This is a genomic window from Mesorhizobium sp. M0296 (assembly GCF_040321675.1).
Taxonomy (GTDB): domain Bacteria; phylum Pseudomonadota; class Alphaproteobacteria; order Rhizobiales; family Rhizobiaceae; genus Mesorhizobium.
In genome coordinates this window covers 36925-59441 of sequence record NZ_JAMYRZ010000010.1, presented here as the reverse complement: position 1 = coordinate 59441, position 22517 = coordinate 36925, and the positions used below count along the sequence as shown (strand labels likewise).

25 protein-coding genes and 1 riboswitch are annotated in these 22517 nt (G+C 63.3%); of the genes, 7 read left to right on the top strand and 18 right to left on the bottom strand.

Going from position 1 to position 22517, the window contains the following annotated elements; translation table 11 throughout:
* Window positions 1-6: 6 nt before the first annotated feature.
* The 6 genes from NKI97_RS12260 to NKI97_RS12235 form a co-directional block, all read right to left on the bottom strand.
* On the bottom strand, window positions 7-588 hold the full coding sequence (locus tag NKI97_RS12260; RefSeq protein WP_352834278.1) for an NAD(P)H-dependent oxidoreductase: 582 nt from the start codon (window positions 586-588) through the stop codon (window positions 7-9).
* A gap of 225 nt (window positions 589-813) precedes the next feature.
* Window positions 814-2214, bottom strand: coding sequence for an FAD-binding oxidoreductase (locus NKI97_RS12255; protein ID WP_502907099.1), 1401 nt, complete (start codon window positions 2212-2214; stop codon window positions 814-816).
* Window positions 2211-3509, bottom strand: a complete 1299-nt coding sequence (locus NKI97_RS12250) for a cytosine deaminase (RefSeq protein ID WP_352834275.1) — start codon at window positions 3507-3509, stop codon at window positions 2211-2213. Before NKI97_RS12250 ends, NKI97_RS12255 begins: the two co-directional genes overlap by 4 nt.
* Window positions 3510-3702: 193 nt before the next feature.
* Window positions 3703-4554, bottom strand: coding sequence for an ABC transporter permease (locus tag NKI97_RS12245; protein WP_352587607.1), 852 nt, complete (start codon window positions 4552-4554; stop codon window positions 3703-3705).
* Entirely contained in the window at window positions 4541-5383 is an 843-nt protein-coding gene (locus NKI97_RS12240; RefSeq protein WP_352679913.1) for an ABC transporter ATP-binding protein, read from the bottom strand. The genes NKI97_RS12245 and NKI97_RS12240 overlap by 14 nt, the downstream gene beginning before the upstream one ends.
* A gap of 3 nt (window positions 5384-5386) precedes the next feature.
* Window positions 5387-6391: an ABC transporter substrate-binding protein gene (locus NKI97_RS12235; RefSeq protein WP_352834273.1), complete on the bottom strand. Its 1005-nt coding sequence runs from the start codon at window positions 6389-6391 to the stop codon at window positions 5387-5389.
* Between the two features lie 276 nt (window positions 6392-6667).
* On the opposite strand from NKI97_RS12235, the gene NKI97_RS12230 reads away from it, so the two are divergent.
* Complete coding sequence (locus NKI97_RS12230) at window positions 6668-7051, top strand: RidA family protein (RefSeq protein ID WP_352679907.1); 384 nt, start codon at window positions 6668-6670, stop codon at window positions 7049-7051.
* Window positions 7052-7107: 56 nt separating this feature from the next.
* Window positions 7108-7911, top strand: coding sequence for a creatininase family protein (locus NKI97_RS12225; protein ID WP_352834270.1), 804 nt, complete (start codon window positions 7108-7110; stop codon window positions 7909-7911).
* A 64-nt stretch (window positions 7912-7975) separates the two neighbouring features.
* Here the strand turns inward: NKI97_RS12225 and NKI97_RS12220 are convergent, their stop codons facing one another.
* From NKI97_RS12220 to cobD, 3 genes are all read right to left on the bottom strand, one after another.
* Window positions 7976-9130 carry a serine hydrolase domain-containing protein gene (locus tag NKI97_RS12220; protein WP_352834267.1) on the bottom strand — a complete coding sequence of 385 codons (1155 nt, stop codon included), beginning with the start codon at window positions 9128-9130 and terminating at the stop codon, window positions 7976-7978.
* 119 nt (window positions 9131-9249) lie between these two features.
* Window positions 9250-9753 carry a tyrosine phosphatase family protein gene (locus tag NKI97_RS12215; protein WP_352742316.1) on the bottom strand — a complete coding sequence of 168 codons (504 nt, stop codon included), beginning with the start codon at window positions 9751-9753 and terminating at the stop codon, window positions 9250-9252.
* Window positions 9750-10808 carry a threonine-phosphate decarboxylase CobD gene (gene cobD, locus NKI97_RS12210; RefSeq protein ID WP_352834264.1) on the bottom strand — a complete coding sequence of 353 codons (1059 nt, stop codon included), beginning with the start codon at window positions 10806-10808 and terminating at the stop codon, window positions 9750-9752. Before cobD ends, NKI97_RS12215 begins: the two co-directional genes overlap by 4 nt.
* Here cobD and cbiB point away from each other — a divergent pair.
* On the top strand, window positions 10807-11778 hold the full coding sequence (gene cbiB / locus NKI97_RS12205; RefSeq protein WP_352834261.1) for an adenosylcobinamide-phosphate synthase CbiB: 972 nt from the start codon (window positions 10807-10809) through the stop codon (window positions 11776-11778). The two genes, cobD and cbiB, sit on opposite strands and share 2 nt — an antisense overlap.
* Window positions 11779-12123: 345 nt before the next feature.
* On the opposite strand, the gene cobO is transcribed toward cbiB, so the two are convergent.
* From cobO to NKI97_RS12185, 4 genes are read right to left on the bottom strand one after another with little or no spacing between them, the layout of a single operon-like run.
* Complete coding sequence (gene cobO / locus NKI97_RS12200) at window positions 12124-12741, bottom strand: cob(I)yrinic acid a,c-diamide adenosyltransferase (RefSeq protein ID WP_352747859.1); 618 nt, start codon at window positions 12739-12741, stop codon at window positions 12124-12126.
* 1 nt (window position 12742) lies between these two features.
* On the bottom strand, window positions 12743-13264 hold the full coding sequence (cobU, locus tag NKI97_RS12195) for a bifunctional adenosylcobinamide kinase/adenosylcobinamide-phosphate guanylyltransferase (RefSeq protein ID WP_352834258.1): 522 nt from the start codon (window positions 13262-13264) through the stop codon (window positions 12743-12745).
* Window positions 13257-14039, bottom strand: a complete 783-nt coding sequence (locus NKI97_RS12190; RefSeq protein WP_352834255.1) for a CbtA family protein — start codon at window positions 14037-14039, stop codon at window positions 13257-13259. The genes cobU and NKI97_RS12190 overlap by 8 nt, the downstream gene beginning before the upstream one ends.
* 15 nt (window positions 14040-14054) lie before the next feature.
* A complete protein-coding gene (locus NKI97_RS12185; protein ID WP_023676561.1) occupies window positions 14055-14234 on the bottom strand; it encodes a CbtB domain-containing protein in 180 nt (59 codons plus the stop codon).
* Between the two features lie 36 nt (window positions 14235-14270).
* A riboswitch (cobalamin riboswitch) is annotated at window positions 14271-14468 on the bottom strand.
* An 89-nt stretch (window positions 14469-14557) separates the two neighbouring features.
* On the opposite strand from NKI97_RS12185, the gene NKI97_RS12180 reads away from it, so the two are divergent.
* From NKI97_RS12180 to NKI97_RS12170, 3 genes are all read left to right on the top strand, one after another.
* Window positions 14558-14983, top strand: a complete 426-nt coding sequence (locus NKI97_RS12180; RefSeq protein ID WP_352834252.1) for an SRPBCC family protein — start codon at window positions 14558-14560, stop codon at window positions 14981-14983.
* A gap of 218 nt (window positions 14984-15201) precedes the next feature.
* Window positions 15202-16200: a heparan-alpha-glucosaminide N-acetyltransferase gene (locus tag NKI97_RS12175; protein ID WP_352834249.1), complete on the top strand. Its 999-nt coding sequence runs from the start codon at window positions 15202-15204 to the stop codon at window positions 16198-16200.
* Window positions 16201-16216: 16 nt separating this feature from the next.
* Window positions 16217-16723, top strand: coding sequence for a methyltransferase family protein (locus tag NKI97_RS12170; protein ID WP_352449971.1), 507 nt, complete (start codon window positions 16217-16219; stop codon window positions 16721-16723).
* Window positions 16724-16742: 19 nt separating this feature from the next.
* Here NKI97_RS12170 and NKI97_RS12165 read toward each other — a convergent pair whose 3' ends face one another.
* The 4 genes from NKI97_RS12165 to NKI97_RS12150 form a co-directional block, all read right to left on the bottom strand.
* Entirely contained in the window at window positions 16743-17129 is a 387-nt protein-coding gene (locus tag NKI97_RS12165) for a MerR family transcriptional regulator (protein WP_023676566.1), read from the bottom strand.
* 140 nt (window positions 17130-17269) lie between these two features.
* On the bottom strand, window positions 17270-18667 hold the full coding sequence (mgtE, locus tag NKI97_RS12160; protein WP_502894205.1) for a magnesium transporter: 1398 nt from the start codon (window positions 18665-18667) through the stop codon (window positions 17270-17272).
* A 346-nt stretch (window positions 18668-19013) separates the two neighbouring features.
* Entirely contained in the window at window positions 19014-19496 is a 483-nt protein-coding gene (locus NKI97_RS12155; RefSeq protein ID WP_254818127.1) for an SRPBCC family protein, read from the bottom strand.
* Window positions 19493-19810, bottom strand: coding sequence for an ArsR/SmtB family transcription factor (locus NKI97_RS12150; protein WP_352834246.1), 318 nt, complete (start codon window positions 19808-19810; stop codon window positions 19493-19495). Before NKI97_RS12150 ends, NKI97_RS12155 begins: the two co-directional genes overlap by 4 nt.
* A 348-nt stretch (window positions 19811-20158) precedes the next feature.
* Between NKI97_RS12150 and NKI97_RS12145 the strand changes: the two genes are divergently transcribed.
* Entirely contained in the window at window positions 20159-21070 is a 912-nt protein-coding gene (locus NKI97_RS12145; protein WP_352834518.1) for a phosphatase PAP2 family protein, read from the top strand.
* 341 nt (window positions 21071-21411) lie between these two features.
* On the opposite strand, the gene NKI97_RS12140 is transcribed toward NKI97_RS12145, so the two are convergent.
* Entirely contained in the window at window positions 21412-22479 is a 1068-nt protein-coding gene (locus NKI97_RS12140) for a cyclic nucleotide-gated potassium channel (protein ID WP_352449975.1), read from the bottom strand.
* Between the last annotated feature and the right edge of the window lie 38 nt (window positions 22480-22517).

The following is a 22517-nucleotide window of genomic DNA, read 5'->3' as shown; positions in this document are numbered from 1 at the left end:
CGCACCTCAGAACGCGTCGATCCTGGCCGCGACTTTCGCCACGAACCTCGTCCGACTGCCCTCGGTCGACAGGTTCATCGAGTAATGCGCAAGGTAGGAGACCGACCCGCCGGGCTTGATCGTCGCACGCAGCACCCGATTGACCAGCTTGCGCGGCGGGTCACCCATCAGCATGGCTCGGAACCGGCTGCCGCCATAGGTCGTGACCGCGACCACCTTGCGGATGTTGTGCAGCGACGGCTGCACCTTGCCGTCGACCAGCTTGAACGACACGCCGGGCAGGAAGACGCGATCGAAAAAGCCTTTCAAAATGGCCGGATAGCCGAAGTTCCACACCGGAAACGACAGCACCAGCGCCTCGGCCCGCAGAAGGCGCTCGACATAGGCTGACGCCGGATCGCCTTCGCTGCGTTCGTCGTGATAGGACAGCCGTTCGGCCCGCGTCAGCCTGGGATCGAAACCCTCGGCATAGAGATCGCAGTCGTCGACGACATGGCCGGCGGCCTTCAGCCGCTCGATGATCGTCCGGTGCAGATCGGCGTTGAAGCTGGTCTCCACAGGATGAGCATAGAGGACCAGGACGTTCACAGGAGAACATCTCGCAAGTCGGCACCAAGCACCCCCCTCTGCCCTGCCGGGCATCTCCCCCTCAAGTGGGGAGATCGGCTGTCAGTATCGCTTTCGCCAGTTGACGACGTTGGAAGATGGTCGAGACGATGGAACTGCCGATCTCCCCCCTTGAGGGGGAGATGCCAAGTGGTGGCAAAGAGGGCAGGCCAGAGGGGGGTACAGCGCCACACGCCCGTCATCGTCTCAACCCGCCTTCTCCAGTCCCTTGAACAGGAACGACTTGCCCGAGCGATAATCATAGTCCGGGTTCTCCCAGGCGATCATCTTGCCGGGATTGAGCAGCCCTTGCGGGTCGGTCTCGCGCTTGAAAGCCAGTTGCACTTCATCCGTCCGCTTCATGCCGCCTTCTTCCAGCGTGTAGCGGTGCGGGTTGAAGATCCAGCAGCCATTGTCCTCGTGGATGCGGATGATCTCGTCGAGCCGCTCCGCCGTGGTGAAGCGGACCAGCGGCAGCCCGGCGATGCCGATGGCGCCGTCGAAGCGGATGAACTCGAGATGCGCCGGCACCTCGTCGCCGAAGCGGTCGACCATCGCCTTGACGTGGCCGAGGTGGTCCGGCGACGGATAGCGGGTCTGCAGATAGGTGATCGTCGGATCGACCCGGATGGCACGCAGCGTCGTGTGGTTCCAGGTCAGCTCATAGGCCGGCGGCAGCCCTTTGAGATCGGCCTCCTTGTCGGCACGAAAGACGATCTCGCCCTTGCTGCGCGCCGTGAAGGCAAGGAAAGCATCCATCGCATGCGGCGCGATCATCAGGACGACGATGCTTTGGCCGCGCCGGAAAAACCGCTGGTGGCGCTTGAGGTAATCGTAGGGGATGGGTGCTGCGATCGGTGTGATCAGTTTCGCCAGGATGCCGTCCTGGATGGCGAGATCGTTGCCGAAGCCGGCCGCATCCATGAAATCGTCGAAGCCGACGATGACGTCGATCCAGTCATAGCTGGCGGTCAGCGGCATCTCGACTTCGGTGATGATGCCGTTGGTGCCGTAGGCGTGCATCACCTTCAGCACGTCCTCGCCGGTGAGCTCCATGACCCGCGGCTGTGCCTCCATCGTCACGGTCCTCAGCCGGATGACGTTGCCGAGGTCGCGCAGTCCGCCCCAGCGGATCGAGCCGATACCGCCGGAGCCGCCGGCGACGAAGCCGCCGATCGATGCGGTGTTGTAGGTCGACGGCGACATGCGGAGCTCCTGGCCGGAATGCGCCCGCGTCGCTCTGTCGATGTCGGCGAGCACGGCGCCGGGGCCGGTGACGACACGGCCGGGGGCGATCGTCTTGACCGCGTTCATTTCGGCGAGATTGAGCACCACGCCGCCGGACAGCGGCATCGCCTGCCCGTAATTGCCGGTGCCACTGCCGCGCGGCGTCACCGGCACGCCATGCCGGTGACAGGCGGCGAGAATGCGGACGACCTCGTCTTCGGTTTTCGGCGTCACGATCAGGTCGCCGGTGACGTGCTCGAGCTGCTGCTTCAGCACCGGGCTGTACCAGTAGAAATCGCGGCTCTTCTGCTGGACGATCGCCGGATGGTCGTCGATCTTCAAACCGTCCAGGTCGCGCTTGAGCGCGGCAATATCCATCATTCCACCATCAGATCATCGAGTTCGGCATAATCGGGCAGCTGGCGCTCGATCGCCCGGCCGTCGCGCACGACGATGCGATCCGATTCGGGCCGCGACAGCAATTCCGTCCAGCTTCGCCCCCTGAAGACGACGAAATCGGCCGGCGCTCCGGCGGCAAGCGTGCCGAAACCATCGAGCCGCATCACCTTGGCCGGCGTTGCGGTGACAGCTTGCGGCCAGTCCGCGACGGGATGGTCTAGATGCAGGATGCGCGTCGCCATGCGATAGACCTCCAGCATGTCGAGATCGCCATAGGCGTAGAACGGGTCGCGCGTATTGTCGGAGGCGACGGCGACGGCAATGCCGCGCGCCTTCATCTCGTGCAGCAGCGTCACCCCGCGCCAGCGCGGCGTTGTCCTGTCGCCTCGCCGGTCCTGCAGATAGAGATTGCACATCGGCAGCGACACCACCGCCAAGCCGGCCTTGGCGACCTTATCCAGCGTGTCGAGCACGTCGAGATCGGGCTGGCGTGCCAGCGAGCAGCAATGGCCGATCAGGATGTTCCCGTCAAAACCGTTCCAAAGGGCGGCTTCGGCGATTTTCTTCAGCGAGATCGCAGAGACATCGTCGGTCTCGTCGGCATGGAAATCGAGGTCGAGGCCATGCTTGATTGCCTGCGCAAACACCTGGTCGAGCAGTTCTTCGAGGTCCGGCACCATATAGGTGACGACGCCGAGCACGCCCTTGGCGGCAGCCACCCGCTTGGCCAGCCTCTCAAACCATTTCCTGTCGCGCACGCCTTCGATGCCGAGCAGGCAGGCCGCCTGCAGCTCGATGCGGCCGCGCCATTTCTCCCGCATCGTCTCGAACACCGGCCAGGAGATCTCTTCCTGCGGCGCGACGCTGTCGAGATGCGTGCGCAGCGCCCTGGTGCCGTGCGCGTAGGCGCAGCGCAGCGAAAAATCCATGCGGCGGGCAACGTCGGCGGCGCTCCAGCGCGCCGCGCGGTCGGCGCCCGTTGCGTTCAGCGCGCCCATGAAGGTGCCGTCCGGGTTGGGCTTTCGAGGCCAGATATGGCCCTTGTCGATATGGGTGTGGCAATCGACGAAGCACGGCAGCACGATGCGGCCGCCGAGATCGAGGGCGTCCGCCGGTGCGTTGGATCGATGCGCCGCAATGCTGGAAATCCTGCCGTCGGCGACCGCGATATCTGCGAGTGCAAAACCGTCGGCGTCGGAAGGAGCGGCAAGGCCGGGCGTCAGGGAGGCGTGAAGCCGAACCTTGGCGAGATGGTAGGAACCAGAAGCTGGTATCAAGGCGTACCCCCCTCTGTCCTGCCCTCTTTACCACTACTTGGCATCTCCCCCTCAAGGGGGGAGATTGGCAGCCTCGCCCATGGCGCTCGTCTTGCAACGTTGGCGATTAGCGAAATCCTGGATAGCATCCAATCTCCCCCCTTGAGGGGGAGATGTCCGGCAGGACAGAGGAGGGTGCTGGCGCTGCCCACCATCACCGCTCCTGCCTCAGCGCGCTCTCGTGCCAGCGCCGCAAAATAAGATGCGAAATCAGCGACAGCACCAGGAAGATCAGGATGCCGGTGAGCGAGATCAGGATCAGCGCCGCGAACAGTCTTGGTGCGTTGAGCCTGTAGCCGGCCTCGATGATGCGCGAGGCGAGGCCGGACGACTGGCCGGTGGCGCCGGCGACGAACTCGGCCACCACCGCGCCGATCAGCGACAGGCCGCCGGCGATCTTCAGCCCGCCGAGGAAATAAGGCATCGCCGCCGGCAGCCGCAGATAGCGCAATTGCTGCCAGCGGGTCGCACCGTTGAGCTTGAACATGTCGCGCAAATTGCGGTCGACGGAATTGAGGCCGAGCGTGGTGTTGGAGAGGATCGGGAAGAAGGCGACGATCCAGGCGCAAAGCAAAAGCTTCGTCGTCTGGTTGTCGACATAGATATTGATCAGCGGAAAGATCGCGACGATCGGCGTCACCTGCAGCACGATGGCGAAGGGAAAGAACGACATCTCCACCCATTTCGACTGAGCGAACAGCACTGCCAGCCCGACACCGCCGACCACGGCGAGAAGCAGGCTCAAGAAGGTGATCCTGAGTGTCACCAGCAGCGAGGAGAACAGCAGCCCGGCATCGTCGTGCAGCGTTTGCAGCACCACGCCGGGGCGCGGCAGGATGTATTTCGGAATGTCGTTCCAGACACAAATGCGGTCCCACAGCCAGATGGCCAGGATCATGATCGCCAGCGGCAGCAGCCATCTGCCGATGCGCTCGAAGCGCTCCTGGCGGACGCGGCGCGCCTCCTCCGGGTCGAGCGCCGGGATCTGTTCTTCAATGGCCGTCATGATGCGGTCCGGCAGTTGAGTTGATGGCGCCGATCAGCACGTCGGATGCCTGGCGGCAGAGCGCGGCATAGTCGGGCGAGGTGCGAAACGCCTCGTCGCGCGGATAGGATGCATCGACGGCAAGCTCGGCAAACACCCGGCCCGGCCGCGCCGCCATGACGACGATCCGGTTGGAGAGGAATACGCTTTCGAAGACGCTGTGGGTGACGAAAACGACGGTAAAACGCTCATCCTGCCATAGCTCGAGAAGGTCGTTGTTGAGCTTGAAGCGGGTGATCTCGTCGAGTGCGGCGAACGGCTCGTCCATCAACAGAATGCGCGGCTTGGTTACCATGGCGCGGGCGATAGAGACGCGCATCTTCATGCCGCCCGACAGTTCGCGCGGCACCGCCTTCTCGAAGCCGGTCAGGTGAACCCGCGCCAGCATCTCCATCACCGCCGGCGCCGCCTTGGCACGCGACACGCCCTTCAGCCGCAGCGGCAGCCAGACATTGTCGAAGACGTCGGCCCAGGGCAGCAGCGTCGGCTCCTGGAAGACGAAGCCGATATTTGAACGGTCGCCGATATTCAACCGCTCGAGGGCGCCGCTGCCGCGCCAGTCGAGCACGCCCGAGGTCGGCGTCGACAGGCCGGCAATCAGCCGCAGCGCCGTCGATTTGCCGCAGCCCGACGGCCCGAGCAGGCTGAGGAAATCGCCTTCCCGGATCGTCAGCTCGACATTGCTGAGCGCGGTGACGCCGTTGGAAAACACCTTGCCGACACCGCGCAGCGCCAACAGCGTCGGCCCTGGTATACTTCCTGGCTGTTGCGCCACTTTCTCCAGCTTCACGGCCTACTTCTTCAGGTCGAGCCCGACGCTCTTGTTGACGAAGGCCAGCGTGTAGGCCTTCTTGATGTCGATGCCCGCCGGCGTGACCTTGGCCTTGACCATCTTGTCATAGAAACTCTGGATGCGCGCATCGGTCATGGCGCCGATGCCGAGCTTTTCGCTGTCGCCGGAATCGACCACGCCGAACTTCTTTAGCTGCTCGATCGAGAAGGCGATCTGCTCATCCGTCATGTCCGGATTTTCCTTCTTGATCATCTCGTTGGCGGCCTTGTTGTCGCCGTAGAGATAATTGTACCAGCCTTTGGCCGAGCCATCGACGAAGCACTGGACCACCTCGGGCCGCTTGTCGACCGTCTCCTGCATGGTCTCGACCGTCGTTGCATATGTGTCCCAGCCATAGTCGGCCAGCAGGAACTGGTTCGGCGTGAAACCGCCCTGCTTCTGGACGGCGAATGGCTCCGAGGTGACGTAACCCTGCTGGATCGACTTCTTGTTGGCGATGAACGGCGCCGGATTGAAGGTGTAGGGCGCGCGCTTGGCGGCGTCGAAGCCGAGGTCGGTGACCATCCACTGGAAGAAGGTCTGCGCACCTTCATCGCCAAGGATGTACTGCTCGGCGTTCTTCAGGTCTTCCCATTTGTCCAGCCCCTGCCCGGGATGGGACATGATGACCTGCGGGTCCTTCTGGAAGTCGGCCGCCACGACGCGCATCGGTATGCCTTGCTGCACGGCATCGAAGGCCGACAGCAGATTGCCGCCCATGTAAAAATCGATCTTGCCGGCCAGCAGCAGCGGCCGGCCGCTGACCTGTGGGCCGCCCTGCATGATCGTCACGTCGATGCCGCAGGCCGCATAGGTGCCGTCCGCCACGGCCTGGTAGTAACCCCCATGCTCCGGCTCAGCCAGCCAGTTGGTGCCGAAGGTGACTTTTTCGTTCGCTGCCGCGGCAAGCGTGCCTGCGCCAAGCAGCACGATCACGCCCGCCGAAATCTTGAGTTTTCCGTACATCCACACCACCCTTTGTTCGCTCCGGCGCGTCACGCGCCGGGCTCGACACCATTGTTTCAAGAAGCAAGACACATGCCACCGGCGCGTTGCGCCGGGACCGCCCGCTTGTGCAATGCCCGCCTGAGCAATGGCGGCGCGAAGGCCGGACGGGTCATGCTGTACGAAAGGCATCGTGCCTATTTTTTGATCGCCTGTCCACAATCGCCCTCGTGACATGCACCGCCATCTTGATGCCCGCATCGATCCCGCTTTAGGCTGCCGTGAACGGAGATTGCCATGTTCAAATTTCTCACGCCGAAGTCGATCAAGCCGCCCTTCGCCCGCTACAGCCATGGCGTCGAACTGCCGCCCGGCAAGCGGCTGGTGCTGTGTTCGGGCCAGGTCGCAATCACCCCGGACGACCAGATCCCCGAGGAGGCCGCCGCACAGGCCGAGCTTTGTTTCCGGAACATATCGGCGATTCTCGGCGAGGCCGGGCTCGGCCTGTCCGACATCGTCCGCATCAACACCTATGTCACCGACCGCGCCTTCCTGCGCCCCTATATGGAGGTTCGCGACCGGCTGTTCGCCAGCCCGGCGCCGGCCTCGACGCTGATGATCGTGTCCGGTTTTGCCCGGCCGGAATTCAAGGTCGAGATCGAGGTCATTGCGGCGGGATGATCGACAGCCGATCGTTCCCGCGTTAGGTCTGGGCTTGTCGGTTCAAGAGGCATGACATGACCGCTGCAAAAAAACGCGTATGGTGGGGTGACTACCGGACCACCGAATACGCGACCGTCGATCCTGAGGCGACCATTGCCGTTCTGCCGCTGGCGGCGATCGAGCAGCACGGGCCGCATCTGCCGGTCTCGACCGACACCTCGATCATGAACGGCATGCTCGACACGGTGATCGCGCGCCTGCCCGGCGATCTCGACATCCGCATCCTGCCGGTCCAGGCGGTAGGCAAGTCGAACGAGCATTTGCATGCGCCCGGCACCCTCACTTTGCCGGCGACGACCTTGGTCGAGGCGTGGACCGAACTTGGCCTGTCGGTCGCGCGCGCCGGCGTCCGAAAACTGATTGTCGTCAACTCGCATGGCGGCAATGAGGAGATCATGGGCATTATCACCCGCGAATTGCGCGTGCGGGCAAAAATGCTGGCGGTAAAGACCAGCTGGCAGCGTTTTGGCCGGCCGGCCGGCATGTACACCGAGATCGAGGACCGCCACGGCATTCATGGCGGCGACGTCGAGACCTCGCTGATGCTGCACTTCCGGCCCGACCTCGTCGATATGGGGAAGGCCGACAATTTCGTGTCCAAGGTCGCCCGCGCCGAAAAGGAATTTTCGCTGCTGCGCCACACCGGAACGCACGCCTTCGCCTGGATCGCCAGCGATCTCAACCCGAATGGCGTGGTCGGCGACGCCAGCATTGCCACCGCCGAAAAAGGCCGGCTGACCGCCGAACATCAGGCCGACGGCTTCATCGGCCTGCTGAGGGACGTGAGCAAGGCAAAGCTGGCGGATTGGTTGGCGTAGGTGTTTGATCCCACCAGCTCAGGCCTCGCTCACGAGGGGCGATCCCATTCGCGCGCGAGGATCCTCACTTCACCTCTTGAAGCGGCGACACCGTGTAGATTTCGTCCAGTATCTTCACCATCAAGGTGTTGGCAGTCGCCTGGCCGTCGAGCGCGAGAGTCAGGTTGGTCCATATGACCAGGGTGACGTCATTGGCCGGATCGTAGCCCATGAAGGACTGGTAACCGGGCATCTCGCCTTCGTGATAGTAGATTTCGTTAGGCCCGAAGGTCAGCGTTAGGATGCCATAGCCATATTTTTGCATGGCGGGTTCGCCAGGCTCCGGCGCCTCAGGGCTTGCAAGCCACTGCCGCTGGAAGTCGGCATTGAAGAGCTTGCCCCCGACCAGCGCGCGCATCCAGGTCGCGAGGTCATCCGCGGTGGAGATGACTCCGCCAGCCGCAAAGTAGGCGGACGGGTTCTGCCATGTGTCGTCGTTGGGCTTGAGCGTTCCCGCCCTGGCCGCAGCCTGGAGGTCGTCCGGATAGGGCACATCAGCCAGGGCGTATGAAGTACTGCCGTAGAGATAGCCGTTTGAGTATGGCTCGGGGATGGCGTTCGACGTGCTCGGCGGCAACGCGGTGTTCTTCATGCCGAGCGGCCCGAACAGGCGGTCCCGGAAGATGGTCGAGAGCGGCTTGCCGTCGATCTTCTCGGCAACAAGGCCGAGCAGATAGTAGTTGGTGTTGTTGTACTCGAATTCGGCACCCGGCGCGAAGTCCGGCGGCCGTTTGAACGCCATGCCGAGTACTTCATCAGCGGTCCATACCCTGTAAGGATACTTGTCCAGGCTTTCGGCAAGTTCCGGCGCATTGGTGAAGTTAGGGAGGCCGCTCCGCATTGTTATGAGCTGCCGAATGGTTATCTCGTCGCCGTTGGGAACGCGCTGGACGTATTTCGAGATCAGATCGGCGAAGCTCAGTTTCCCTTCCTGCACCAGTTGCACGATGACAGCGGCGGTCATCGTCTTGGTGTTCGAGGCCGCACGGAAGTGGGTATCGGCGCGCGGCGGGTTCGTGGCACCCAGTTCAGTCGTACCGTAGCCGAAGACGAGGTTGCCCCGCGGAGTCTTGAGCAAAACCATGGCACCGGGCAGCATAAGTTCCTTGGCCAAACCCTCGACAGTGGCTTGGAGCGCTGCCAGGTCGATCGACTTGAGAGCCGGCATGGACGCGGCCATGGCGCTGCCTGTCGCGCAGACCACGCCAACAACCATGGCCAAAATTCTCCCGATCATCATTCGCCCCTTGGCCGTGTGCTAGAACTCCTGCGCACTTTTCCTGGAATTTGTTTTTAGGCTCAGATTTTCAATTCGAACGGCGTGCCTTCGAAAGCATCCGCGCCGCGCCCGATCGCCTGGATCGCTTCGATCATCCGGCCTCTGCGATCGAGCAGTGCGTCGGCAATTGCGATCAGCCGAGGATTGGGTGTCGCCGTGGGCGACAGCGCGCGCAGCGTCTCGGCCAACTCGGCCTCGTCGCGCTTCGGCGCCAGCGCTGCCGCGATGATGTAGGCCGAGGCGGTCGAGCGGCTGATGCCGGCATAGCAATGCACCACCAGCGGCCGCGAGCGATTCCATTGCCGTGCGAAATCGAGCAGGTTCAGAACATGCTCCTCGCCCGGCATCGTCATGCCCTCTTGCGCCACCGCAATGTCATGCATGACCAGATGCAGATGGTTTTCCCTGGTGATCGAGGCCGGTCGCATCACCTCCGTTCCGGCGGCAAGCAGCGAAAGCAGCCGGCCGGCCCCGGTCTTCGTTACCGTTTCCTCGACTTTGGACAGCGAGCAGACATGGATCATTGGATCGTTTCTCCCTTGGCATCATCGTCGCGCCGCGAGGCCCAGCCGGCAAGTGCGGATTCGAGCCGCCGCCATTCTTCGTCGGCTCCCGGCAGGCCGGCGCGCAGCACATCCGGACGATCGGCGAAATGCCGAAGCAGGATGCCGCGCTGGCCAAGCGCCGAAAACAGGCCGGCAGCGTTCGCCAGCCTGATATAGCGGAACAGCGCGGTGCCACCGGCGACAGGCACGCCGAAGCGGCCGAACAGCGTATCGAGCCGTGCGGCATCCTCGGCCAGACGGCGCCGCATCCCGGCCTGCCAGCCGGTATCGGCAAGCGCCCTTATGCCATATTCGAGCGCCGGCCCGGCAACCGCCCATGGCCCGAATTGCGCCTCCAGCCGCTCGACCGTCAGCGCATCGGCCAGTGCAAAGCCAAGCCGCAGGCCGGCCAGGCCGAAGAACTTGCCGAACGAACGCAGCACGACGATGCCGCCCTGGTCGACGTCGCCGGCCAGGCTTTCGCTGCGCGGGCCGACATCCATGAAAGCCTCGTCGACCACCAGCAGCCCACCTCTGGCTCGTAATGTCCCGGCAAGTCGAAGCAATCTTTCGCGCTCGACGACACGCCCGTCCGGGTTGTTGGGGTTGACGACGACGGCAAGGTCGGCCGCCGCCAGGGCTTCGAAATCATCGACTTCAGCCGCCGCATGGCCGGCGATCGCCGCTGCCCGCCGATGCTCGGCATAAGTCGGCCCGAGCACCAGCGCCGTGCCCGGGCTGACCAGGGAAGCGACGCGCGGCAACAAGATCTGCGTGCCGGGCGCCGCTGCGACATTCGCCGCCGACGGGGCGCCATAGGCGCTTGCCGCGCGTTCAGCCAAGTCGCGGCCGCGCGCTGTTTCCGGCAATCGCGACAGGGCGGTGGCGGGCAAATCGAAAAGCGGGTAGGAGTGCGGATTAATCCCGGTCGAGAGGTCGACGAAAGGCAGCGGCGCGTGAGGGAAAAGCGCCCTCGCCCGGCCAAGGCTTCCGCCGTGGTCCACTGCCGCCGTCACTCCATCAAGAGCCTTCATGCCGATCCTGATCACTTTCCTGTCGCTGGCCATCGAACTTGTACTCGGCTACCCGGCCCGGCTCTTCGATGCCATTGGCCATCCCGTCACCTGGTTCGGCAGGCTGATATCCTTTCTCGACCGCAGGCTCAACCGCGCCACTGATTCCGACGCCCACCGTCGCGGCTGGGGCGTCGTCACGCTGCTGGTGATCGTGCTGGTGCCGGCCGCCCTCGCCCTCTGGCTCGAAACCTTGCTTTGGAGCATTCCCCTCGGCTTGTTGGTTACCGCAATCCTGGCGACGTCGCTGCTGTCGCAGAAGAGCCTGGCCGAGCATGTCGAAGCGGTCGCCGACGCCCTCGACAGCGGCGGACTGGACATGGGCCGCATTGCCGTCTCGCGGATCGTCGGTCGCGACCCGGAAAAGCTCGACAGGGCCGCTGTCTGCCGCGCCGCGATCGAAAGCCTGGCCGAGAATTTCTCCGACGGCGTCGTCGCTCCGGCCTTCTGGCTCGGTATCGGCGGGCTCGCCGGCGGCGTCGCCTACAAGGCCGCCAACACCGCCGATTCGATGATCGGCCATCGCACCCCGCGCCACGAAGCCTTCGGCTGGGCGGCTGCGCGCTTCGACGATTGGATCAATCTGCCGGCGTCGCGGCTGACGGCGCTGCTGATCGTACTCGCCGCTTTTCTGGTCAAGGGCGCCGACGCCAACGGCGCCTGGCACGCCGTGCGGCGCGATGCGAAAAAACACCGCTCGCCCAATGCCGGCTGGCCGGAAGCAGCGATGGCCGGCGCGCTCGGCCTGGCGCTCGCCGGCCCCCGTTCCTATGACGGCGTCATGGTCGAAGACGCATTGATGGGCGAAGGCGGCCGGCGCGATGATGTCGAGAGCACCGACATCCGACGGGCGCTGAAACTCTACCGGACTGCCGATTTTCTGCTGATCGCGCTGTTCGGCGTGGTCGCGGTGGTTGTTATCTTGGCGTGATCTGCGCTCGAGATCGAGCGGAAACAAAAAACCCGCCAAGCGACGGGTCGTTGGAGCCAATTAGCACCATACCGAAATTAGTAGCATAGCTGCCGGCACAAAGCAAGAACAAAATAGGGCGCCTTCAGCCTTGAAGGTTCGCAGCTTAGTTCCAGCTTGGGTTCCTCGCCCCACGAAAGTGGGGAGAGGTGGCTCGGCGAAGCCGAGACGGAGAGGGGAACCGCGCTCTACGAAAGCCCCCTCTCCGGCCGCTTCGCGGCCACCTCTCCCCCGCTTCGCGGCGGGCGAGGAACCCAAATCTTGAGAGGTCGAGACACCGCGCCTCTGCCTCCCCAGCAACACCCCTCAGAACTCGATCCCCTGCTGCGCCTTCACGCCGGCGGAGAAGTGGTGCTTGGTCACGCCCATCTCGGTGACCAGATCGGCCGCCTCGACCAATACCGGTTTGGCGTTGCGGCCGGTGACGACGACATGCAGGCCTTCGCGACGCGCCTTCAGCGCCGCGACCACCTTTTCGAGATCGAGGTAGTCGTAGCGCAGCGCGATGTTCAGCTCGTCGAGCACCACGAGGCTGATCGACGGCTCGGCCATCAGCTCCAGCGCTTTCGCCCAGGCAGCCTCGGCCGCCGCGATGTCGCGCTTCAGGTCCTGTGTCTCCCAGGTAAAGCCCTCGCCCATGGCGTGCCAGACGACGCGATCGCCAAAACTAGCAAACGCGTCCTTCTCGCCGGTGTGCCACTTGCCCTTGATGAACTGGACGACGCCGACGCGCTTGCCATAGCCGAGCATCCTGAGCGCCAGCCCGAAGGCGGCCGTGGTCTTGCCCTTGCCCGGTCCGGTGTTGACGATCAGCAGCCCCTTCTCGACCGTCTTGGCCGCGACCTCGGCGTCCTGCACCGCCTTGCGCTTGGCCATCTTGGCGCGGTGGCGTTCTTCGTCCTTGGGATCGACAGTATCAGCCATGTCATTTCACCTTGAGCGGCAGCCCCGCCACCATCAAAAGCACGGTGCTGGCAACAGCCGCGACATCCTGATTCAACCGACCGGCGGCGTCGCGAAACCGTCTTGCCAGCGCATTGTCCGGCACGATGCCCTGGCCGACCTCGTTGGACACCACGAACCACGGCCCACGCGGCCGCGACAACACATCGGCCAGCCTCCGGCATTCGGCCTCGACATCATGGTCGGCCAGCATATGGTTGGTCAGCCACAGCGTCAGGCAGTCGATCAGCACCGGCTGGCCGTCAGGCAGCGCTCCGATCGCGCCGGCAAGGTCGAGCGGCGCATCGATGGTCGTCCAGCCGGCGCCGCGCCGCGAGCGGTGCAGCGCGATGCGCTGGCGCATCTCCTCGTCATAGGCTTGCGCGGTGGCAATATAGCTCCACGGCGCCGGACAGGCCGTTACCAGCCTCTCGGCATGCGCGCTCTTGCCGGAGCGCCCACCGCCGATGACCAGGGTCAGTGCCCCGGCAGCGCGGTCAGGCAAAGCTGTCGCGCAGGCTGGTCGCCGTGCCCGTGAAGCGTCCGCGCACCACGCCGACGACCGCGCCGAGCACCAGCCAGAACACCAGATTGGTCAGCGTCACCGCCACCAAGAACTGGTGGTGCAGGCCTTCCGGGATCGCCGTTTCGAAGCTATCGGGCTGCGGCGCGCCGACGATATGCGGCGCAACGATCAACGCCACGGCAAGAGCCACCAGCGGCAGCGATCTGCGGAAGACGATAAGGCCGAGACCGGCCGCTGTCGCCACCACTGTTGCCCACCACCATATCTGGCGTTGGACAAGGTCGGCCGCCGGCATCGCCGGCAGTTCCGGCGGCAGGCCGAGGCCCGGCGCCAGCGTGAACACGGCAAAGCCGGCAAGCCCCCAGAACACGCCCTGGCGCCAGTTGCCGATGCCGCCGGCGAATTCCGAAACCGCGACCAGGACCAGCGCGAAGCCGATGCCGGTGACGATATTGGCAACGACGCTGAAGGCGAAGCGTTCGAAACCGTCGGCCGGCGCCCAGCCTTCGCCTTCCGCCGGAGCCATTGCTTCAGCCGGTGCCGGCGCGGCGCTGCTCATAGCCGTCGTGCCCGCGGCGTTTTCGGCCGGTGCCGCAGGTGCCGCGGCATGGTCATGGCCGCCGCCGGCCTGTTCGTAGATTTCCGCCTTCAGGATGAGCGGCACCGTGGCATAGGCTTGCATGCAGGCGAGAGCCACGCCGGCCACAAGCCCTGCGATCGCCGCGATGAACACGACGTTGCGAAACAGTGTCATGATGTCAGCCCCTTGTCAGTGGCAGGGAAAGCCCATCGAATGGCGATAGTCGTGCGCGGCATTGTGGACCGCATCGATATGCGAGAAGCCGACAAAGCCCATGACGAAAATGCCGAGGAATGCAGCAAGCGCCAGCTGCATGAGACGCGACTGCGAGGAGGCGGAAGCGCCGAGCGAAACGGAAGCGGTATTCATGTCTTGTCCTTTCGCCCTCCACCCGAGGGCATAGAAGTCAGTTTCCTGTCGCCGGCAGGTCTCCTGGCTCGCGGATCAGCGCCCTTCCCCACCTTCCCGAAGGCGAACCTTCAGTGGCATATGGAGAGGACTACCGCACACAGTTGCGGGGGCAGCCGCGGCATTGGGCAAACAATTTCGCCCGCACCGCATTCCCTCTTGGTTCCAAACGGAACCGACGACATCAGCGACTATAGGCAGAATCGCCGCGCCCGGCAAACCAAATTCCGCCGGATCGTGTGGCGAATGCGCCGCCTCGCCAAGTTCGCAGACCGGCGCCGCGATTGACAATTTTCGCAGCCGGGTGTCGGCTGGCGGTGGGGAGGAAGCCGGCATGCAACCCAGCCCGAACAAGCGATCCCTACAACGGCCTGACGCGGCCCGAGCCGACGCTGCCGTCAAACAGCCTATTGGGACATCGCAGCCTATCAGCGCGATCTCGAGGCCATCTGGTATCGCAACTGGCTGCTCGTCTGCCGCGACGCGAAGCGCTCGCCGATCCGGCCGCGGATATCGACAACATTGTCGCCTTCGGTACCCAGGTGCTGGAGGAGGATGCTGATATCTGCGAGGTCAACCAGATGGGCCTGCGCTCGATGCGCCACAAGGCCGGCGTGCTGATGCCCGAGGAATACGACTTGCACCGCTTCCACAGCTGGGTGCGCGAGCGCCATGCGGCGCTCGCACATCAAAGCGATTTGGGCAGATAGCGCCAGGTGACGAAGCCGCAGGCCGCCGCCAGCAGGCCGAGTGTCGCGAAAACCGCGCCCAGGCCGAAGAACGCCAGCACGCCGGCCAAAAGCTTTCCGGCTCTGGCCTAAAGCAGCTCTGATGCCGACCGGCGCCAACACGACGCAAGGCCCTGCTTCTTTTGACGGTGGCATCCGTGATAGTCGTCTTGCCGGGGCTGAACCAAGACAGCGAGACCATGAGCATCGACACGCCGAGCGCAGCCGTTCAGGATCAACCGAAGTCGAAGCGCATCGCCGTTATCGACATTGCACGCGGCATCGCTTTGCTTGCCATGGCGAGCTATCATTTCACCTGGGACCTCGAATTCTTCGGCTACACCGATCCCGGCCTCACCGCCTTCGGCTGGTGGAAAATCTACGCGCGCTGCATCGCCTCGAGCTTCCTGTTCCTGGTCGGCATCAGCCTCTATCTCGCCCATGGCAAGAAAATCCGCTGGACCGGCTTCTGGAAGCGCTTCGCCACGGTTGCCGGCGCAGCGCTCGCAATATCGCTGGTCACCCGCATCGCCACGCCCGACGGCTTCATCTTCTTCGGCATATTGCACGAGATCGCGCTCGCCAGCCTGCTCGGCCTGGCGTTCCTGCGCCTGCCGGCGCTACTGACGCTTGCCGTGGCGGCCCTCGCCATTGCCGCGCCTTTCTACCTGCGATCTGAGCTTTTCGATCATCCGGCTTTGTGGTGGGTCGGCCTGTCGGCGACCAACCCGCGCTCCAACGACTACGTTCCACTGCTGCCCTGGTTCGGCGCCGTACTTGCCGGCATCGCGGTTACCAAGCTCGCCGCCACCTCCGGCGCGCTGACGCGGCTGTCGGCCTTGGCGCCTGGCCGCTGGGCAAATCCGCTGGTCTTCATCGGCCGGCACAGCCTTGCCTTCTATTTGATCCATCAGCCGGTGCTGATCGGCTCGGTCTGGCTGTTTTCGCAATTCACGCCGGCGCAGGCCGAAACCAGGGAGGTGCGTTTTCTGAAATCCTGCCAGATATCCTGCGAGCAGGCACGCGACACCGAGTTCTGCTCCAGCTATTGTGCCTGCATGCTGGACACTCTCCAGGGCGAAGCCTCGCTTGACCGGCTCTACAGCAACGACCAGTCCCCGGAGTGGAAGGCGCATATTGGCGAGCTCGCCGGCACCTGCACCGCCCAAACCGAGGCGGCGGAACCGGGAACGCGCTAATCGAGGGAGGACAATAATGAGCGACAGTCACCCGAAACCCGTGCAGCAAAATCCTGGGCAGCCGAAGCTGGGGCACATCCCATGGCCGCCGCTGATCTATGTCGCCGCCATCATCGTCAGCGTCGCGCTAGGGCTGTTCTACCCGCTGCCGTGGATCGGCGATCTTCTCGGCGACATCCTGTTCGCCGCCGGCCTTGTGGGGTTGGTGGCGGTTGCCGCGCTCTGGTTCACGGCAATCCGCACCATGATCCGCGCCAAGACGACGCTCAACCCGAACGGCGTGCCTGACCATCTGGTGACCACCGGACCCTTCGCCGTCAGCCGCAACCCGATCTACCTCGCCAACACGCTGCTGCTGGTCAGCCTCGCCTTTGTCACTGGGATCGCCTGGTTCCTGCCGCTGGCAGTCATCGCGGCGTTCCTGACGCAGAAGCTGACGATCGAGAGCGAGGAGAAGGTGCTGACGGCCAAATTCGGCAAGAAATACCGGGACTACGCCAAAAGGGTGCGGCGCTGGATTTGAGCCGGCGCTGACGCCACGCTCATGTGGTGACGCCGAGTTCCACCAGCCGCTCGACGCAGGATTCCTCGGCTTGGTCGAGCTCTGCCAGGGTCTCTTCGAGGTCGCGGCGTTTCTGGCGAAGATCCTCGCGCTTTTCCTCGATGCGCTTGATCATCAGCTTGAGCTGGCCTACCTCGCCGGGCGGCTCCCTGTACATCTGGATGATCTCGCGGATCTCGTTGATCGAGAAGCCGAGCCTTTTTCCCCGCATGATCTGGCGGATGAGATGACGGTCCGATGGGCGGAACAGCCGGGTGCGGCCGCGTCTTACCGGCTGCACCAGCCCTTCGTCCTCATAGAAGCGCAACGTCCGCGTCGACACGTCGAATTCGCGGGTCAGCTCCGTGATCGAATAATATTCCCGCATCGTCACTCCAATGCCCCCGGCCACGCCGCGAGTTCCAACTGGCCGGCGCCGCCGGTGCCCAGGCGCGTACCAGAATCGGCGGACAAGGCACCTTTCAAAGCCTCGCATGGCATTTACGTAAAAGTCAATTGAGGTGACGTTCAGCGCACGCCGAACCACCATGTGGCGAGCCCGAGAAAGGCAAAGAACCCGACGACATCGGTGACCGTGGTGACGAAAACCGCCGAAGCCACAGCCGGATCGATCTTGAAGCGGTCGAGCAGCAGCGGGATAAGGATGCCCGCCAGAGCCGCCACGAACATATTGATGATCATCGCAGCCGCAATGATGCCGCCGAGATTGCGATCGTGGAACCAGGCAGCAGCCACGAGGCCGATCAGGATGGCAAAAATGATGCCGTTGATGAAGCCCACCCCGATTTCGCGGCGGATGATGCGGCCGGCATTGTAGATGTCGAGGTCCCTGGTCGCCAGCGCCCGCACCGTGACCGTCATGGTCTGCGAGCCGGCATTGCCGCCCATGCCGGCGACGATCGGCATCAGCACCGCCAGCGCCACGATATGCTCGATGGTGCGGTCGAACAGGCCGATCACCGAGGCCGCCAGGAAAGCCGTCAAAAGATTGACCAGCAGCCAGGGCACGCGCGAGCGCGAGGTCGAAAAGATGCTGTCCGAGAGTTCTTCGTCGCCGACGCCGCCCATGCGCAGCAGATCTTCCTCGGCCTCCTGCTGGATGACGTCGACGACGTCGTCGATGGTCAGCACGCCGACCAGCCGCTCGTTCTCGTCGACGACGGCGGCGGACAGAAGATCGTATTGTTCGAATTCGCGTGCCGCCTCCTCCTGGTCCATGGTGGCCGGGATGGCATGCCTGGTCTCATGCATGACCTCTTCGACCTTGACCGAGCGCTTGGTACGCAGGATCTGGTCGAGGTCGATGGCGCCGAGCAGCTTGAAGCTCGGATCGATGACGAAGATCTGGCTGAAACGGTCGGGAAGATTGTTGTCCTCGCGCATGTAGTCGATGGTCTGGCCGATCGTCCAGAACGGCGGCACCGCGACGAACTCCGTCTGCATGCGGCGGCCGGCGGTCTCTTCGGGATAGTCAAGCGAACGCCGCAGCCTGATCCGCTCGGTGAACGGCAGCTGCGACAGGATCTCGTCCTGGTCCTCCTGGTCGAGGTCTTCGAGAATGTAGACCGCGTCGTCGGAATCGAGATCCTGCACCGCCTGGGCGATCTGCGCATTGGGCAGACTGTCGACTATGTCGCGGCGGATCGCCTCGTCAACCTCGGTCAGCGCGGAAAAATCGAAATCCTTGCCCAGCAATTCGACCAGCGCGCGTCGCTGTTCCGGGTGCAGGGCCTCGAGCAGGTGGCCGAGTTCCGACTGGTGCAGATCGTCGACTTCGCGCTTCAACGTCAGCGTATCGCGATCGGCGATCGCGGCACCGATCTGGGCGAGGAACGACGACAGGATGACGCCGTCCTCGTCATAGATGTCGGCGCGGCGCTCCTCGGCCGCCCTGGCGCCGGTCATCTGTTCGTCCTGGCCTTCCACCAGCGCCTCCCGCCATCGGATTTCCGGATAAGGTGCCTGTCAGGTCTAGACCATGATCCTGACAATCGGAATCGATTTTGCGAAAGGACCATGCACAACGACAAATTGCTACAGCGCCGTTCGCGCGTCCAAACGACGCGGCGCATACCGGATGGTAGGAGGAGAGGACGTTCTACAAACCTGCGGCGCTGCAAACCTTCGCGGCGGCAGGTAAAGGGCAGCGTATCTCCCCGCCCCCAACCAGATGGGCAGATCGACACTGATTCAAAACGGCGAGGCCGACAGTGCGAGGGCCTCGCTGGTATTGGACTGGAAGGCTTCCCGATCAGGCGGCGTGGCGCTTGGCCTCAGCCGCATAGCGGTCCAGGAGACCGCTCCAGCCACCCTCGGATTCGAAGGCCTCGCGCATCGCCTCTGCGGTTTCGCCCATGTTCTCCAGAAGCCTGTGCTCGAGTTCCACACGCGTCGCGTTCTCGCCGAGCGCGACAAAGCGGATCTCGACTTCGGTCAGCAATGCCGGATCGTAGCGCCAGCCGGCTCCAATGCGCCAGGCGAGCGTCAGCCTGGACGGCGGATCCCAGGCGAGAACCTCGCCCCAATCGCATTGTGACCCATCCTCGCCGATCTCGTACCAGCGGCCGCCGGCTTTCGGTTCGATCACCGCGGTCGTCAGGGCGGATTTGCCGATCGAATGCGAAGCCGGCCACCAGCGCCCGAATCCTGTGGTGAACACATCGAACGCCTTGTCGAGCGGCACCTCCACGGTCACCGACTTCCTGACCGGCGCGGGCTTGATCATGGTCGTCATTTCCTCTTCTCCTTGCTGTTGTCGACTTCCCGTTTGAAGGCGTCGAGCGCATCGCCCCACATGCGGTCGAGCCAGGCACGCATCTCGCCGAGCCCATGCGGGTCGAGATGATAGATGTTGCTGGCACCTTTCGGCTCTGCGCGGACCAGCCGGGCTTGCTTCAAAACCTTGAGGTGCTGCGATACCGCCGGCTGCGAGACCGGAAGCACTCGCGTCAGATCGATGACCGAGTGTGGCCGATCGGCGATGAGCTCGAACACCTTGCGGCGCGTCGGATCGGCCAAGGCCACCATTCCTGCATAATCATAAATCATGACTTATGATAAGCTAAAACTTATGATATGTCAAACAGGGAGCGGTGGCGGGCCCGTGTTCAAGCAACCGGCCGGCTCGGCCCCGAGGCTCCGGGGCAATTCCTTGACTCGGGGGCATGGACAGCGATGCGGATGCAAGACTGCTCAGGGAATCGATCCACCGCATGCGGGCCGGCCGGCAAATGTCGACCACCGGGGAAAAGTAAACCTGGCGGCAAGGTTTTTACCTTACCGGTGTATGTGTCTCTCCGGCGAAACGTTAAGAACAGGTAAATTGGTTTGGCCCTAACCACGGAAGCCTCTCGCTACAGGCCCTCCGCCATATGGCAATTGCGCCTCTCCTTGTTCATGGCGACATACGTTTTAGGCGCATCTGCATTATATCCAGAAATATTCTATACGTCCGCCTTAATCTATTCTCACAAGTTTCTTGTTGGCATTCCGGTGTTGTTTATCGGTGGCGTCTGCTGTGCCGCGCTAATCCATGGCCGGCGGCAACCGGTTCGCTACGCACTGGATTTGGTTCAAGGGCGCTGGCGCGGTTGTCTGCTGGTGCTGCTGTTCTTCTTTGCCAGCTTGACCGCGTTCTCTACCTACAAGATCGCCATCCCGTCCGTCGTCCCATACTATGCCGACAACTGGTTGGCCGACGCTGATGAATGGCTGCACGGGATGCCGCCATGGGAGATCGTCCATAAGCTCGACAGCAACAATTGGTCGTTCGTCGTCTTCAACAGCTATGAAGTCATTTGGTTTTACCAGTGGTTCGGCGCCATCCTTTTCGTGTCGCTCTGGTCCGACGAGATTGCCCGCATCCGCTATCTCTGCGCAGCAGCGCTGACGTTGTCCGTCCTCGGAACGGTCTTGGCCCTGGCGCTGGCATCGGTCGGACCGGTTTACTACCACCACTTTGTCGGCGTGGATCGCTTCCACGGATTGAATGCGGCCTTGGACAGGCTGGACCATAGTTACATGGTGCGGGAACCCGCGGCATATCTCCTGATGGCTTACCAAAGCGGCCGGCCAAGTCTTGGCGGCGGCATCTCGGCCATGCCAAGCATGCATGTCGCCTTTGCCGCATTGAACGCCTATTTGCTGTCATCGATCAATCGCTGGCTTGGCGTTCTGGGTTGGACCTTTGCAGCCCTGATCCTGTACGGATCGGTGTTCACTGGCTGGCACTATGCCGTGGACGGCTACGCATCGATCGTTGTTGTGTCGGTGATTTGGTGGGCGACCGGACGCCTGGTGCGCGAATAGTTATGTGCGCTTGTCGATAGATGGCCATGCCTGCCGATGGCCACTTCGCATAAGCCAAACTCGCGACCGCAATCAGACAAAAGCACGTGCCCCGACAAGGACGCTCCCTGCCGTGCTCGAATTCAACGGGCAAGAGATTCCGCTTTCGAATTTGATGGTGCGGTCGAGATGCAGCGCCGCAACGCCTCCCGCGTTGATTTAAGCCATTTTTCTACGATTCCGTGGCGACCTGTATTGAGGATGGTTCGGCAGCGGCAAAGCATGTAGTTCCAGCCAGCCACCATCGGCAGGCAGCTGGCAGCCTTGCCATCACATCCTCCTCTGACGAACACCTAGTACGGTCAACCCTTAGCTGCCGCGCCGCGCCGCTCGAGCGCGGTCTTGCGGATGGTTTCTGCGATCTCCGGGCTGCTGCTGCACAGCATCTGGAAATCCGCCGAGTGTAGCGACAGGAGTGAGACCACCGTTGTGGCGCTGACGGTCGCCGAGCGCGGTTCGCCGGTGATCAGCGCCATCTCGCCGAAGAAGGCGCCAGGGCCCAGATCCACTGGGTTCGGCGTCGCGACGCTGACGCGCCCCTCCACGACGAAGAACATCTGGTCACCGGTCTCGCCATTGCGGCAGATCACAGCGCCCGCCGGCACGATGCGAGGTCGTAATGCGCGCACGATCTCGACTAGTGTGGCCGGGCCGAGCTTCTGAAACAACGGCACGGCGGCGACCAATTGCCAATTGCGGACGAAATCCTCGCGACGGACTTCTTGATAAAAGCCGGTGGCAAGAATGCCAGCCCAGAGCGCGAAGATGCCGATGCCACTCATCATGACCGCCCCGGCAAGGACGCGGCCGGCGAAGCTTTCCGGAATAGCGTCGCCATAGCCGGTGGTGGACAGCGTGACCACCGCCCACCACATTGCCTGGGGGATGCTGCCGAACTGTTGCGGTTGGACGTCGCGCTCGATGACATAGGCTGCGAGCGCAAAACCGAAAAGAACGATGCCGAAGACGGTGGCGACGCCGATCAGGTTGCGCGCTTCGTTGGTCAGGATTCTGCCCAGCAGCGGGAAGAAAGTTGAATCGCGCAGCGGTTTCAGCAGCCAGACAGCACAGTAGAGGCTCCGGTCGGGCGTGCCGACGAGCAGAAATGCGGCTAGTGGAACCAAAACCGCGAGCACATCAATGGCGATTGCCGGCGTCCTGTCCCGAACGTCTCCCGCCCGGCGCTTGAGCAGTTTCTCGGCCAATTCCAGGAGATAGACGCCCCAAATGACCGCGAGCACGGCAGCCAAAGCCAGTCTGCTTCGTCCGGACAGGTCCGGTATCGTGAGCGTAGCCACCGCCACAAGCCCAGTCGCAGCCAGCACCGCGTTGAGCAGCGCGTAAATTCTTAAGAAAGGCAGTACCGACATTCTATGCCCACGAGCGGATACTACCCTCCAGAATAGGA